This window comes from Kribbella sp. NPDC104218 (assembly GCF_055584105.1).
This window is the reverse complement of record NZ_JBVJMQ010000004.1, coordinates 52,533-66,018: the sequence shown is the minus strand read 5'-3', so window position 1 is coordinate 66,018 and position 13,486 is coordinate 52,533. Positions and strand designations below refer to the sequence as shown.

General features: G+C 68.4%; 12 protein-coding genes. 6 read left to right on the top strand and 6 right to left on the bottom strand.

Annotated elements, in window-relative coordinates:
* Nucleotides 1-46: 46 nt before the first annotated feature.
* Nucleotides 47-610 (top strand): NADPH-dependent FMN reductase, encoded by a 564-nt coding sequence (locus ACZ6ZD_RS31370; RefSeq protein ID WP_465677547.1) that lies wholly within the window; start codon nucleotides 47-49, stop codon nucleotides 608-610.
* Between the two features lie 15 nt (nucleotides 611-625).
* Nucleotides 626-1,162: a dihydrofolate reductase family protein gene (locus ACZ6ZD_RS31365; protein ID WP_465677546.1), complete on the top strand. Its 537-nt coding sequence runs from the start codon at nucleotides 626-628 to the stop codon at nucleotides 1,160-1,162.
* Nucleotides 1,163-1,307: 145 nt separating this feature from the next.
* Here ACZ6ZD_RS31365 and ACZ6ZD_RS31360 read toward each other — a convergent pair whose 3' ends face one another.
* Both ACZ6ZD_RS31360 and ACZ6ZD_RS31355 read right to left on the bottom strand, forming a co-directional pair.
* Nucleotides 1,308-2,663 (bottom strand): FAD-binding oxidoreductase, encoded by a 1,356-nt coding sequence (locus ACZ6ZD_RS31360; protein ID WP_465677545.1) that lies wholly within the window; start codon nucleotides 2,661-2,663, stop codon nucleotides 1,308-1,310.
* Between the two features lie 171 nt (nucleotides 2,664-2,834).
* The gene (locus tag ACZ6ZD_RS31355) at nucleotides 2,835-3,740 is read right to left on the bottom strand and encodes a LysR family transcriptional regulator (RefSeq protein WP_465677544.1); all 906 of its coding nucleotides are present in this window, start codon (nucleotides 3,738-3,740) and stop codon (nucleotides 2,835-2,837) included.
* A gap of 78 nt (nucleotides 3,741-3,818) precedes the next feature.
* On the opposite strand from ACZ6ZD_RS31355, the gene ACZ6ZD_RS31350 reads away from it, so the two are divergent.
* The 3 genes from ACZ6ZD_RS31350 (at nucleotide 3,819) to ACZ6ZD_RS31340 (ending at nucleotide 7,641) form a co-directional block, all read left to right on the top strand.
* The gene (locus ACZ6ZD_RS31350; RefSeq protein WP_465677543.1) at nucleotides 3,819-4,721 is read left to right on the top strand and encodes a DMT family transporter; all 903 of its coding nucleotides are present in this window, start codon (nucleotides 3,819-3,821) and stop codon (nucleotides 4,719-4,721) included.
* A gap of 253 nt (nucleotides 4,722-4,974) precedes the next feature.
* Entirely contained in the window at nucleotides 4,975-5,808 is an 834-nt protein-coding gene (locus ACZ6ZD_RS31345; protein WP_465677542.1) for an alpha/beta hydrolase family protein, read from the top strand.
* A gap of 135 nt (nucleotides 5,809-5,943) precedes the next feature.
* On the top strand, nucleotides 5,944-7,641 hold the full coding sequence (locus ACZ6ZD_RS31340) for a DUF262 domain-containing protein (protein ID WP_465677541.1): 1,698 nt from the start codon (nucleotides 5,944-5,946) through the stop codon (nucleotides 7,639-7,641).
* Here ACZ6ZD_RS31340 and ACZ6ZD_RS31335 read toward each other — a convergent pair.
* Nucleotides 7,635-8,633 (bottom strand): helix-turn-helix transcriptional regulator, encoded by a 999-nt coding sequence (locus ACZ6ZD_RS31335; protein WP_465677540.1) that lies wholly within the window; start codon nucleotides 8,631-8,633, stop codon nucleotides 7,635-7,637. The two genes, ACZ6ZD_RS31340 and ACZ6ZD_RS31335, sit on opposite strands and share 7 nt — an antisense overlap.
* A gap of 70 nt (nucleotides 8,634-8,703) precedes the next feature.
* Here ACZ6ZD_RS31335 and ACZ6ZD_RS31330 point away from each other — a divergent pair, with 70 nt between their 5' ends.
* Nucleotides 8,704-9,834: an epoxide hydrolase family protein gene (locus ACZ6ZD_RS31330; RefSeq protein WP_465677539.1), complete on the top strand. Its 1,131-nt coding sequence runs from the start codon at nucleotides 8,704-8,706 to the stop codon at nucleotides 9,832-9,834.
* A gap of 86 nt (nucleotides 9,835-9,920) precedes the next feature.
* Here ACZ6ZD_RS31330 and ACZ6ZD_RS31325 read toward each other — a convergent pair whose 3' ends face one another.
* From ACZ6ZD_RS31325 to ACZ6ZD_RS31315, 3 genes are all read right to left on the bottom strand, one after another.
* Nucleotides 9,921-12,602, bottom strand: coding sequence for a caspase, EACC1-associated type (locus tag ACZ6ZD_RS31325; protein ID WP_465677538.1), 2,682 nt, complete (start codon nucleotides 12,600-12,602; stop codon nucleotides 9,921-9,923).
* A gap of 3 nt (nucleotides 12,603-12,605) precedes the next feature.
* Nucleotides 12,606-12,968: an effector-associated constant component EACC1 gene (locus tag ACZ6ZD_RS31320; protein WP_465677537.1), complete on the bottom strand. Its 363-nt coding sequence runs from the start codon at nucleotides 12,966-12,968 to the stop codon at nucleotides 12,606-12,608.
* 210 nt (nucleotides 12,969-13,178) lie between these two features.
* Entirely contained in the window at nucleotides 13,179-13,484 is a 306-nt protein-coding gene (locus tag ACZ6ZD_RS31315) for a hypothetical protein (protein ID WP_465677536.1), read from the bottom strand.
* Nucleotides 13,485-13,486: the final 2 nt, after the last annotated feature.

Below are 13,486 nucleotides of genomic sequence, written 5' to 3'. Positions count from 1 at the left end.
TAAACGGTCTGCGGCAGAGTTTGGGTCAACAGAAGGGAGGCAGGAAATGCGACTCGCAGTCATCATCGGCAGCACTCGGAACGGACGGTTCGGACCCACCGTCGCCCACTGGCTGGCCCAGCAGGCGGCCAAACAGTTCACCGTCGACCTGATCGACCTCGCTGCCGCTGACCTGCCGACCACACTGCCGGACGCCGACGACACGCTCCCCGCGCAGGTCGCAGTACTGGCCCCGCGGCTCGAGGCAGCTGAGGCGTTCGCAGTGGTCACGCCAGAGCTCAACAGCGGCTACCCGGCCGCGCTGAAGACCGCACTGGACTGGTACTACGAGGAGTGGCACGCCAAACCGGTCGCAATCGTCAGCTACGGCCGGGAGAGCGGTGGGCTGCTCGCCACCGCGCAGCTGCGCCAGGTGTTCGCCGAACTGCAGGCGGTCACCATCCGCAACACAGTCACGCTGCCCTGTTACTGGGAGCAGTTCACCGCCGACGGCGACTGGCCCCGGCCGGCCGCGGGCTACGAGGCCCAGGCCAAACTCATGCTCGACCAGCTCGTCTGGTGGGCCGAAGCGCTTCGGGATGCGCGCACCAAGCGTCCCTACCGACAGTAGAAAAGGAAAAGACCCATGAGGAAGCTGATCGAGACCACGTTCGTCACGCTCAACGGCGCCATCGACAACCCGCAGAACTGGTCCGGCCCGTACTGGGACGAGGAGCACTTCGGCTACTCGGCCAAACTGATGGAAGGCACCGACGCGCTGCTGCTCGGCCGCCTCACCTACGAAGGCTTCGCCGAGGCCTGGTCGTCCCGTGACGGCGAGATGGCGGACATGTTCAACAACCTGCCGAAGTACGTCGCCAGCCGCACGCTCACCGAGACCACCTGGAACGCCACCCTCCTCGAGGGCGACACCGTCGAGGCCGTCAAGGCGCTGAAGGCCGAGGAGGGCGGCAACCTGCTCAAGTTCGGCACCGGCTCGTTCTCCAAGACCCTGCTCGAGCACAAGCTCGTCGACGAGTACCACTTCTGGGTCTTCCCCGTCCTGGCCGACGGCGAGACCATGTTCGCCGGCGACGGCCTGGACATCACCCACCTCGACCTGCTCGGCACCACCACCTTCAAGTCCGGCATCGTCGTCCACAAGCTCGCCCCGAAGGCCTGAGAAACCACCGGGGAGCGCTCTCCGAGCGATCTCGCCACCGCAGTACGCCGCGGCCCGCACGACACCCGTCGTCCGGGCCGCACTGCGTTGCCCACCAAGTAGCCCGCCGGGCTGCCCGCCAAGCTGTCCGCCCGGCCCCGAGCGATCAGGGCGCGATGTTCTGGTTGAGGTGGAAGAGGTTGCCGGGGTCGTACGTGCGTTTGACCTCGACGAGACGGTCGTAGTTGCCCTTGTAGTTGTCGCGGATCCGGCCCTGGTCGTCGTCGGCCATGAAGTTGACGTAGCCGCCGGCCTCCGAATGCGGGGCGATGTCGTCGTAGTAGGAGCGCACCCAGTCGACGCCGGCGTCGTTCTGCGCCGGGTCCGGCCACATGCCGGCGATCACGGTCGCGAACTTCGCGTCCCGGTAGGCGAAGGCAGTCGCGTCGGGGGTGACTCGATGGCAGGCGCCGTCGATCGGGTAGATGTGCACGGTGGAGTTGACCGCGGGCAGGCCGGGCGCGTGCCGAAGGTGCGCCTGGATCGCGTCGTCGGTCAGCTCGGTGACGAAGTTCGCCTTCCAGTAGTGCTGCAGCCCGGCCGGGACGAGACCGTCGAAGGCGCTGTTCAGCGCGGGGTAGGGCATCGGCCCGACGTGCTCGGCGACGACCGGCGCGAACTGCCGGAACGCCGAGACAGCGCTCTCTCCGCGTTCTGGATCACCAGCCCAGCAGGCCACGATCAGCGCGAACACCTCGCCGTGGCGAGCTTCGGGAATGAACGGCAGCGGCGGCGCGATCTGGAACGCCGGGAACCCGCCGAGCTCCTCGGGCGCGTCGCCGATCGTGTCCCGGAATCCGGCCAGCACGGCGGCGGCGTCCGACAACTCGAACAGCATCGGGCCGCCGTACACGGTCGCGACCGGCGCGAGCCGGAACTCCAGCGCGGTCACGACGCCGAAGTTGCCGCCGCCACCGCGCAGCGCCCAGAACAGGTCCTCGTGCTCCTTCTCGCTGGCGATCAGGAACTGCCCGTCGGCCGTCACCACATCAGCGGAGATCAGGTTGTCGCAGGACAGGCCGAGCCCGCGGGCCAGATACCCGATCCCGCCGCCGAGCGTGAGCCCGCCGACGCCGGTGGTCGAGATGATGCCGCCGGTCGTCGCCAGCCCGAACGCGTGCGTCGCCGCGTTGAAATCACCCCACGTCGCTCCGCCGCCGGCGCGCGCCGTCCGGCTGACCGGATTCACCCGGACGTTCCGCATCCCGCTCAGGTCGATCACGACGCCGTCGTCCACAGTCCCGAAACCCGGCACGCTGTGCGAACCGCCGCGGACCGCCAGCTCGAGTGTGTTCTCCCGGGCGTAGTCGACCGCAGCCATCACATCCCCGGCGTTCTCACACCGGACGACGACCTTCGGCCGCCTGTCGTGCATGGCGTTGTACACCCGGCGCGCCTCGTCGTACCCCTCGTCGCCGGCAGTCCAGATCTGCCCGCGAACGCGCTCTCTCAGTTTCTCCATCGTGCTCATCCGTCTGCTCCCCGGCCGTTCGCCGCTCGCGAAGCGACAGCACGCCGGACGACGACGCGCCACCGCGCAGACCGGCCGTCACCGAGCGCCGCGCACCCACCTCACCCAACCGGAAACTCCGCGGGGCCCGGCGTCGGCGTGCGGCTGTCATGCCTTGTGGGGTTAGAGGCTGGTGGCGGCTGCGGATCGGAGTGCGTCGGCGACGGCTGTGATGGTGGGGGTGCGGGTGCGTCGGGTGAGCATGAAGACGGTGCGGCCGACCGAGCCCTCGGCGGGCAGGCGGACGGCGACGCCCGGTGCGCCGTGGGCGAGCACGAGATCGGGGAGCAGCGCCGCGGCGCCGTTGCGGCGGACGAGCTCGAACAGGATCAGGAAATCGTCCGAGCTGTAGCGCAGGTCGGGCTCGAAACCGCCCAGCTCACGGCAGACGCGGACCTGCATCTCCCGATGCCCCGTCCCGGGCTGGCAACACGCCCAGGCGACGTCGGCCAGCCGGGCGATCTGCACGCGTTCGACCCCGGCTTCGGGATGATCGAGCGGGAGGACGACGCGAATCTGCTCCCGGATCAGGTGTTCGCGGAGCAGATCCGCGTGGACGGCGCGCGGCTGGCCGTCGTACTCGTCGCCGATCATCACGTCGAGCTGCTGCAGGCGCAGCGCGGGCGCCGCCTGCTCGACTTCGGCTTCGGCCGCCTCGACGCGGATGTCGGGATGCGTCGCCGCGAGCGCGCGGATCGCCGGCGCCACGATGCTCAGGAACGCGGACTGGAACGCCGCGATGCGGACGACGCCCGCCAGCCGGCCCGCGGCGACGCTCGCCAGCTCGGCCTCGGCCGCCTCGACGCCCTCGAGCAGGGTCGACGCGTGCCGCACCAGGACGTGCCCGGCCGCGGTCAGCCGGATGTTGCGGCCGACGCGCTCGAACAACGGCGTACCGGCTTCGCGTTCGAGAACCGACAGTTGCTGGGAGATCGCGCTGGGGGTGTAGCCGAGCGCTCGGGCGGCGCTGTGGATCGTCCCGCGGTGGTGAACCTCGCGCAGGAGCCGGAGCCGGTGCAGGTCGAGCATTTGTTCAGAATAGCTACACAATTTCGTCCATGAAGCCGCGATGGACGTGAACAATCCGGCGGCCGCACGATCTATCCCGTGGGCGCCCTCTTCTGTCTTCTTTCCGCTGCCGCCTTTGGAGCGATGGCCGTGTTCGGCAAGTTGTCGTACGACGCGGGTGTCTCGGTCGAGACACTCCTGCTGGTCCGGTTCGGCATCGCCGGCCTCGTGTTGCTGATCTTCGCGCTGGCCCGTGGCGCGCTGCGCGGTCTGCCCCGCCGGTCCGTGCTGATCGGGCTGGGCATGGGCGTGTTCGGCTACGCGGCGCAGGCCGGCCTCTACTTCTCCGCGCTGACCAGGATCGACGCGTCGCTGGTCGCGCTGATCCTCTATCTGTACCCGGTACTGGTGATGGCGGGTGCGATCCTGCTCGGCCGAGAGAGCGCTTCCCGGCGACGTTCTTGGGCGTTGGGGATCGCGCTGGCCGGCATCGGGCTCGTGCTGAGCGGCGCGGCGACCGGGCGGTTCGACATCCTCGGTGGGCTGCTCGCGCTCGGCGCGGCGATGGTCTACACGTGTTACATCCTGGTCGGCGACCGGGCCGGCGTACCGCCGCTGGCGTTGTCGGCCCTGGTGTGCGTCGGCGCGTTCGGGACGTTCCTGGTCGGGGAGCTCTTCCGCGGCGGACCGGCGCTGGACTTCGCGCCGCGCGGCTGGATCTGGCTGAGCGCGCTCTCTCTGATCAGCACGGTCGCCGCGATCCTCTGGTTCTTCGCCGGGATGGCGCGCGTCGGACCGTCGGTCGCCTCGATCCTGTCGATCTTCGAGCCGGTGGTGACGGTCGCGTCCGCCGCTCTGGTCTTCGGCGAGCAGCTGACCCCCGTGCAGTGGGCCGGCGGCATTCTCGTGCTGTCCGCGGTGCTGATCGTGCAGTGGCCGTCCCGCCGGGTCGCTCGGCCCGGGCCGCGAATCGTTGCCAGAACTTTCGACCGGGTCGGCTGACCAGCGCGGCAGACTGGATCGCATGGAACGGCGGACGGCGTTGGCGACACTCGGTGCGCTCGTGGTGGCGGCCGCCACTGGTTGCAGTAGCGACGATGCGGCATCCCCTCCGACCACCTCGGGTCCGACGAGTCCCAAGCCGTCCGCCGATCCAACGCCGAGCGGACCGACGTCCGGAGCGCCGTCCGGGACGCCCACGGGAACGCCGTCGAGAACGCCGGAGAGCGCTCACCCAGTCTCTCTGCCCGCGCTGATGGCGAAGAAGTACGCCGGCGGCGAGCTGCGGCTCGGCCGGGTGCTGGCGCGCAACGCGGCGTACACCAGGTACCACGTGACCTATCCGAGCGGTTCGCTGACGATCTCCGGGATCCTCAACGTCCCCAGCACGCCCGGCCCGCACCCGGCGCTCGTCCTCAATCACGGCTACATCGACCCGGCCGTCTACACCAACGGCCGCGGCCTTGCCCGCGAACAGGACTACCTCGCCCGCCGCGGCTACGTCGTGCTGCACACCGACTACCGCAACCACGCGCAGTCCTCCAAGGACCCGCGCTCCGAGCTCAACCTCCGCCTCGGCTACACCGAGGACGTGCTCAACGCCGTCCACTCCCTGCGGACCTCGCAGTACGTCGACCCGGACCGGATCGGAATGCTCGGTCGCTCGATGGGCGGCGGCATCACCCTGAACGCTCTCGTCACCCAACCAGGCCTGGTCAAAGCCGGCATCATCTTCGCCTCGGTCAGCTCGAACACCGTCGAGAACTTCAACCGCTGGACCCGCCCCGACCGCCCCGAAGCCGCCGCCATCCTCCGCGCCTACGGCGAACCCGCCCGCAACCCCGCCTTCTGGCGCAACGTCTCCCCCATCACCTTCTTCGACCGCATCACCGAACCCGTCCTCATCCACCACGGCGAATCCGACTCCACCTGCCCCATCGCCTGGTCACGCACCACCCACACCACCCTCCAAAAGGCCGGCAAGCAGACCACCCTGCACACCTACCCCGGCGAAGAACACGCCTTCGCCGCCGCCTGGCCCACCTCCATGACCCGCACCGTCACCTTCCTCAAACAGCACGGCCTGTAGCCCCGGCACAACAGTCACCGAGTTCCTTCGGGGTCCGCCGAGATTGCTTGCGGCGGGACGTAGAACCTCGCGACCCGCTGTGCCAGACTCCCCTGCCTGAGATGGCCGCCAATGGTTGAGGGGGAGCGGGCCACGATGAAGCAACTCGAAGCTTCGGAAGTACCTCTGCACAAGATCTTCTCCAGCGATTTCGATTTCTCGATCCCGAACTACCAGCGCCCGTACGCGTGGACGACCGATGAAGCGATGCAGCTCCTCGACGATCTGTCTCATTCGCTTGATCAGAACGCGGACGAGCCGTACTTCCTCGGCTCGATCGTGCTGGTGAAGGACCACGATCGCCCGCAGGCGTCAGTCATCGACGGCCAACAGCGACTGACCACGCTGACGATCCTGCTGGGGGTCCTGCGGGACCTGTCGTCGGATGCCGAATTCGCGAGCGAGTTGCAGGACATGATCGTCGAACCCGGCAAGAGACTCCTGGGGCTTGAAGAAAAACCGCGGCTGGCTCTCCGCACCCGCGACCGCGACTTCTTTGCCTGGCACGTTCAGCACGAAGGCGCGACGCCGAACCTCCTGCCCCTCAGTGACAGCCTCCTCGGCACCGACGCACAGAAATGCATTCGCGACAACGCTCGTGATCTCACGAAGGAACTGTCCACCTGGACGCCGCAGCGGCGGGCAGACCTGGCCACGCTGCTGAACGCCAGAACATTCCTCGTCGTGGTCAACACACCGGACCTGGACTCGGCGCACCGGATATTCAGCGTCATGAACTCCCGGGGACTCGACCTCACCCCCGCGGACATCTTCAAGTCCAACGTCATCGGCGCGATCCCGAGCGCGGCCGAAGGCGACTACACCGAGAAGTGGAACGATGCCGAGCAGTCGCTCGGCCGGGACGACTTCGCCGACCTCTTCCTGCACATCAGGCTGATCAAGACCAAACGTCGATCCGAGCAGAACCTGCTCCGTGAGTTCCCGGAACAGGTGCTGAGCCAGTATCTGCCGAATCGCGCACGTGAGTTCGTCGATGACGTCATCTCACCGTACGCCCGCGCCTACAGCGACATCGGCACGGCGACCTTCAAGGCCGATGAGAAGCAGGACGAGATCAACTCCTGGTTCAAGCGACTGGCTCAGCTGGATACCAGCGACTGGAAGGCACCGGCGCTGTGGGCACTACACAAACACGGCAACGATCCAGTGTGGATCGAGGAGTTTCTGCGCAAGCTCGAACGGCTCGCCGCGAGCATGTTCATCCGTCGCGTCTACGTAACACCCAGGCTCGGTCGTTACATCGACTTGCTGCGCCAGCTCGACAGCGGCGCCGGGCTGGACGCAGATGCTTTCGAGTTGAGCCCGCAAGAAGTCGCCGAAACGCAAGCCCGCTTGTCCGGCGACCTGTATCTGGTGACGAAGATCAGGAAATACGTCCTGCTACGGCTCGACGAAGCGCTGTCCGGGCACTCAGGCGTCAACTACGACTTCCCCCTCATCACCGTCGAGCACGTACTGCCACAGTCACCCGCGAAGGACAGCGAGTGGATGGCGGACTTCTCTCCGGCCGACCGCGATCGGTGGACGCACAAGCTCGGGAACTTGGTGCTGCTGAGCAGGTCCAAGAACTCCGAAGCCCAGAATTTCGAGTTCAGCAAGAAGAAGGCCAAGTACTTCCAGGGCCGCAGCGGCGTCACGACATTCGCTCTGACCACCCAGGTTGTCGGACACACCGTGTGGACCCCGGAGGTTGTTGCGCAGCGCCAAACGGCGCTCTTGGACACGTTGGTCGATGAATGGTCGCTGAAACCCGCGGACAGGACCGTCTACTGACTGATCGCGCGGAGGTAGCGCTCTCCGATGGTCTTGAGGTGCTGGACGAGGGCGGGTGGGGAGTCGACGTGGAAGTCGAAGCCGAGCATGCCGGTGTAGACGGCGATGAGCTCGAGGGAGTCGGCGCCGGTGACCAGGACGCAGGTTCGGTCGTCGACGGGTTCGACGACTCCGACGGCGGCGTGGATGCGGCTCAGGACCTCGTCGGCGGGGGCGTGGATCGTGATACGGGCATGGACTTTCCAGCCGGTCGAGGCGACGTCGCGGAGGACGAAGTCGATGTAGTCGGCGGCCGGCATCGGGCGCGGCGGGAAGTGCCGGCCGGTTGCCATCCGCAACGTCATCCAGTCGGCGCGGTAGGTGCGCCAGTCGCCGGGTTCGTCGCGGGCGACGACGTACCAGAAGCCGTGCCAGCTGACCAGGCGGTAGGGCTCGACCTGGATCGGGAGCTCCGCCGTCCGGCCGGAGCCGGCGTCACGAGAGAGCGCTCCCTGAGGGATCTCGTAGTCGAAGCGCAGATAGTGCTCGTCGCGGATACAGGCCGCGATCGTGCTCAGCAGCGCCGGGTCGACCTGTGGGGCCTCGACGTTCGAGCCGGTGTCGTCAGGGCCTTTCGACATCGCCCCGTGGACGGCGTTCACCTGCCGCTGGAGCCGGTGCGGCAGGACCTGCTCCAGCTTCGTCAGCGCTCGCGCGCTGCTCTCCTCCATGCCGGCCAGCCCGGCGCCGGTCCGCAACCCGATCGCGACCGCGACCGCCTCCTCGTCGTCCAGGAGCAGCGGCGGCAGCTTCGCCCCGACGCCGAGTTTGTAGTGCCCGGCCGGGCCGCGCGCGGCGTCCACCGGATAGCCGAGCTCGCGCAGCCGATCGATGTCGTTGCGGATCGTCCGCGTGCTGACGTCGAGTCGCTCGGCCAGCTCAGTTCCGGTCCAGGCCGGTCGGGTCTGCAGGAGCGCTAACAGGGACAGCAGTCGCGACGACGTCTCCAGCAACGAAAAACGCCTCCAGAATTCGTTGGTAATTAGGAAGCTGATGTTCCTATACCGATCCTACGCTGAAGCCATGACAACGAACGAGAACATCCGCAGCTTCACCGTCAACATCGCCCAGGCCGACCTGGACGACCTGCAGGCCCGCCTCGAGCGGACGCGCCTGCCCGAGCCGGCCCCCGGCGACAACTGGGACCTCGGCACCCCGAACCACTACCTGCGCGAGACGGTCGACCACTGGAAGGGTGAGTTCGACTGGCGGGCGCAGGAGGCGCGGATGAACGAGTTCCCGCACTACCTGACCGAGATCGACGGCCAGACCGTCCACTTCCTGCACGTCCCGTCCAAGGTCGAGGGCGCGACCCCGCTGCTGCTGGCGCACACCTACCCGGGTTCGTTCGCCGACTTCCTCGACATGATCGGCCCGCTGACCGACCCGGAGGCGTACGGCGGCTCCGCCGAGGACGCGTTCTCGGTCGTCGTCCCCTCGATCCCCGGCTTCGGCTTCAGCACCCCGCTGGTCGACCGCGGCTGGACGACGGCCCGGGTCGCGAAGACCTTCGACGCCCTGATGCGGCGACTCGGCTACTCGTCGTACGGCGCCCACGGCTCCGACACCGGCGCGATGATCGCCCGCGAGCTCGGCCTGCTGAACCCCGAGGGCTTCCTCGGGCTGCACGTCCTGCAGCTGTTCTCGTTCCCGTCCGGCGACCCGGCCGAGTTCGAGAAGTTCGGTCCGGCGGACTACGCGGCGCTGGAGCACATGCAGTGGTTCCAGTCGGTCGGCGGCTACAACGCCATCAACTCCAGCCGTCCGCAGACCGTTGCCGTCGGCATCTCCGACTCCCCGGTCGGCCAGCTGGCCTGGAACGAGCTGTTCAACAGCTTCGGCAACGGCACCAGCCTGGTCACCCGCGACCAGATCCTGACCGAGGTCTCGTTGTACTGGTTCACCAACACCGCGGCCGCCGCCGGCCGCTACCACTACGAGGAGGCGCACGCCGGCGCCGAGCCGCAGGTCAACCACGCCCCGACCGGCGTCGCCGTCTTCGCCGACGACTTCAAGACGATCCGCTCGCTGGCCGAGCGCGACAACACCAACATCGTGCACTGGTCGAACTTCGAGAAGGGCGGCCACTTCGCCTCCCTCGAGCGTCCCGAGGATGTGACCGCCGACCTGCGCACCTTCTTCCGCAACCTCTGAAGAGCCGCGCCCACCCGGCGCGCCGCGGCCTTCGCCGCAGCCATCTGGTAGCTGAGAGAGCCCGGAGCCCAAGCGCTCCGGGCCTCTCACCGTTCCAGGCCGATGGTGCCGATCGCCTTGGCGCCCACGCCGTCCAGGACGACGATGCCTTCCTGGAAGTAGCCCGTGACGTAGAGCCGGCGGCCGTCCGAGCTCGCGGCGAGATCGATCGCCAGCCCCAGCGCGTCGTCGGTCAGCGACCTCACCACCTCGCGGCTCCCGACGTCCACCACCAGCAGCTCATCGCGCGAGCCGGCCCGGCTCGCCACGAACAGCCGCTCGGCATCGGCCGCCCCGAAGCCGGACTTGTTCGGTAGCGCGACCGGCGTCGGCCGCGACATCTCGACGTTCGTGTTGATGACGGCGTACGACGAGGTCCCGATGACAAACAGCGCGCTGTCCGGGCCGGGGACGAGGTCGCGCGGTTCGGCGCCGACCTTGATCGGACTGCGGGCGGCCGCGCGCGTCGTGGTGTCGATCACCGACACGGTCCCGGCGTCCCCGTTGGCGACGTACAAGCGCTCGCCGCGCGCATCGACCGCGATATCGGCCGGACGCGACCCACTGGCCAACGGGCCGCCGACCGTCTGCCGCGACTCGGTGTCGATCTCGGTGATCGTCTCGGTCCGCGCGCTCAACACGTAAAGCCGATGTTTGGCGGGGCTCAGCGTCAGCTGGATGGGCTGCGGCGCCACCGCGATCGGCGTCCCGACGGTCTGCCAGCTCGCGACGTCGATGACGGAGACCGTGCCGCCCTCGGAGTTGGCGACGTAGAGCGTCGCACCGTCCGGCGTGAGCAGCAGGCGGGACGGCCGGTCGCCAACTGGGACGGCGTCGCCAACTTGCTCGCGGGTCGTCGTATCGAGCTTCACGACCCGGTCGTTGCCGATATCGGCGGCGTAGAGCATGCGATCGTCAGAACTCAGGGCGAGCGCGGCCGCGATCGGCGCCCGCGGTGCAGCCGGGACGACGGCGAACGCGACCCCGCCCAGTACGGCGGGAGCCAGCAGCGCCACCGCAATCGACCGCCGGATCGGGACACCTGGTCGCGATCTCCGGACCACTGTGAGGACGCCGATCGCCAGCCAAACCGCGAGCAGCACCCAGGCCGCGGGCCGCTCGACGGCGAAGAGACCGAGCCAGACCGCGAACCCGCCGACGATCGAACCGGCAGTCCACATCCGGCCGAAGTCGAGCGCCGGAGCGAGCAGCGCGAATTCAGCCGCGATCAGACCGAGAACGGACGCATAGGTGAGGTGCGGCGAGGCGTCGTAGCCAATGGGATTGCGGTACTGATCGACCACCAACACCAGCACGGCCAGCGCCGCGATCGAGCCGTAGATCAGTTGGCCAAGTCTCAGCCCGGGCACCTTCGCCGGTCGTTGGCTGATGCCGATCGCCGCCAGCCAGGCGAGATGAGCTGCCATCAGGAGGCCATTCATCAGGGTCGGCCTGGACAGAGCACCGGCCACGATCGCCGTACTCAGGACGGCCGGCGGAAGGAGGCCCGCGACGAAGGCCGCCCCACCTGCCCGGAACGACATCACGACCGCGGTACTGATGACTGCTGCCACGCCGATCGAGTACGGCGTACCGCGAAGCGTCGAGGCCGCGATCGCGAGACCCGCGGCGATGATCAAGAACCCGACGGCCCACCAGTTCGCGGCGTCCTGGAGACCGGCCGCGCGGCCGCGCAGGAGGTTCATCCGGTAGCGCCAGCGGCGCGTGCTCGCCCTCGCGGCGGCGCCGAAGGTTGGGCCGGCGGGACGGCGTACGGGCGGGATCGCGACCGGCTCCGGACGCCCGGGCGGACGCTCGAGATAGGACTTCGCCATCGCGGCGACCGCGCGGCTGTCGTCGTCCAGCAGCTCCTCGAGTTTCGCGCGGGCGGATCGGCGTACGTGCTCGTTGGTTGCCTCAAGCCACTTTCCGAGCCGCTCGAACGCGGCCTCCCGATGCGTCGGATCCTGTAGATCGGTGCTGATGGTGGCCGGCAGACTCCAGCGCGGGTTGCTGGCGATGACGGTACGGCCCTCGGTCTCGGCGATCTGCTTGGGCCGCTGACTTGGCTGCTCGGCAACGACTTTGTCGTATGCGTAGCGGTACAACTCGTCGGCGGTGATGTCGCCGTCGTAGTCGAGATCGGCCGCGCCACTGCGCAACCCCTCCACCACGTGGCGGGTGAACACCGACTGCGCGGTCTGCGCACCCTCGAACGCGTACTGCGTCGCCTCGGTCGCCGTCAGCACGATCCGGCCGCGGCCCCCGAACTCGGCCTTGGTGTCGACCTTCGCATCCGCCTTCGCGAACCGCTGGACGGCGTATGCGCCGCTGTAACAGCAATCGAGGATCAGGACCTTCTGCCGCGCGATGCTCTCGTCGACGGCCTCGTCGATGATGCGCGCGGGCAGACTGGTGAAGCGCAGCCGCTCGCGATTGGTGTTCTTCATCGCGAGATAGAGCCGGCCGTTGTCGTCCTTCAGGCCGTGGCCGCTGAAGTACAGCAGGGTGAAATCATCGCGTTCGGCGGCCTCGTAGAACTCGCCGATCGCCTCACCGACCCGGCTCGACGGATGATTGATCAGGACCTGGACGTCGTACCCGGCGACGGCCGGATCCCGGAGGACGTCGGCCAGCGCCTCGGCGTCCTGCGCAGGCGAAACCAGCTGCCGCAAACCGCTGTCGTCGTACTCATAAGTTGCCACGAGCAACGCACGTCGCCGGCCCATCGCTCAACTCGCGCTGTGCTTACGCAGGAACGCGTCGATCAGCTGCCCCTGCTGGTCCGTCAGCACGCCGTCGACCTCGATCGAGTCGTCGCCGATCGTCAACGTCACCCGCTGCTGCGGCCGCCGCCGTCCGAGCCACTCCCGCAGGATCGTGACCGCCACTGAGACGAGCCCGCCCGCACCGCCCAACGCGATCGCCAGCTCCGAGAACGACGCCGCATCCCCTTTGGCCGCGGGCGGCGTACTCCCCTCGACCGCGCGCGTGTCGATCTCGTACTCCGCCAACCGACGCCGCAACTGCCGGACGCCGCGCTCCGCGAGCTCCGCATCGTCGTCCACCACCACGACGTGCACCCAATCCCCCACCGGCACCCCTCCCGGGGTCCATGATCCCGATCCGTGCACCATCCCGCAACGGTCCGTGAGGGAGCCCGGAACACCAAGCGCCCCGGGCTCCTTTGGGCTCCACCCATCCGGAGGGAGTCCGGGCAGAGCTTCCTGCGGCGTCCCACCCCGCCGTACCCCAATCCGAAGCTACGCCGCCGCACCCCGCCCCCACAACGTTCAAACGCTCCCTTACCGCCCCACCAGGAACGCCTCGATCGCGCCGACCTCGTCGTCCACCGTCGACCGCTCGACCACCAGCGTCCCCTCGCCCACGACCAACTCCACCCGCTCCGGACTCCGGCGCCGATGGATCCAGTCCCGCAGTACGCCGACCACGGTCGCAGCCACCGCCTCCCCACCCGCCAGCCCCACCGCGATCGCCGTCCCCGGCATCTCCTGCGTCGCCAGATCCTGCTCAGCCAGCTCCTGCCGCAACAACTGCAGCGCCTTCCCGTCCCCCGCCCGCACCAACACCCAGCGCCCTTCGCCCACCATCT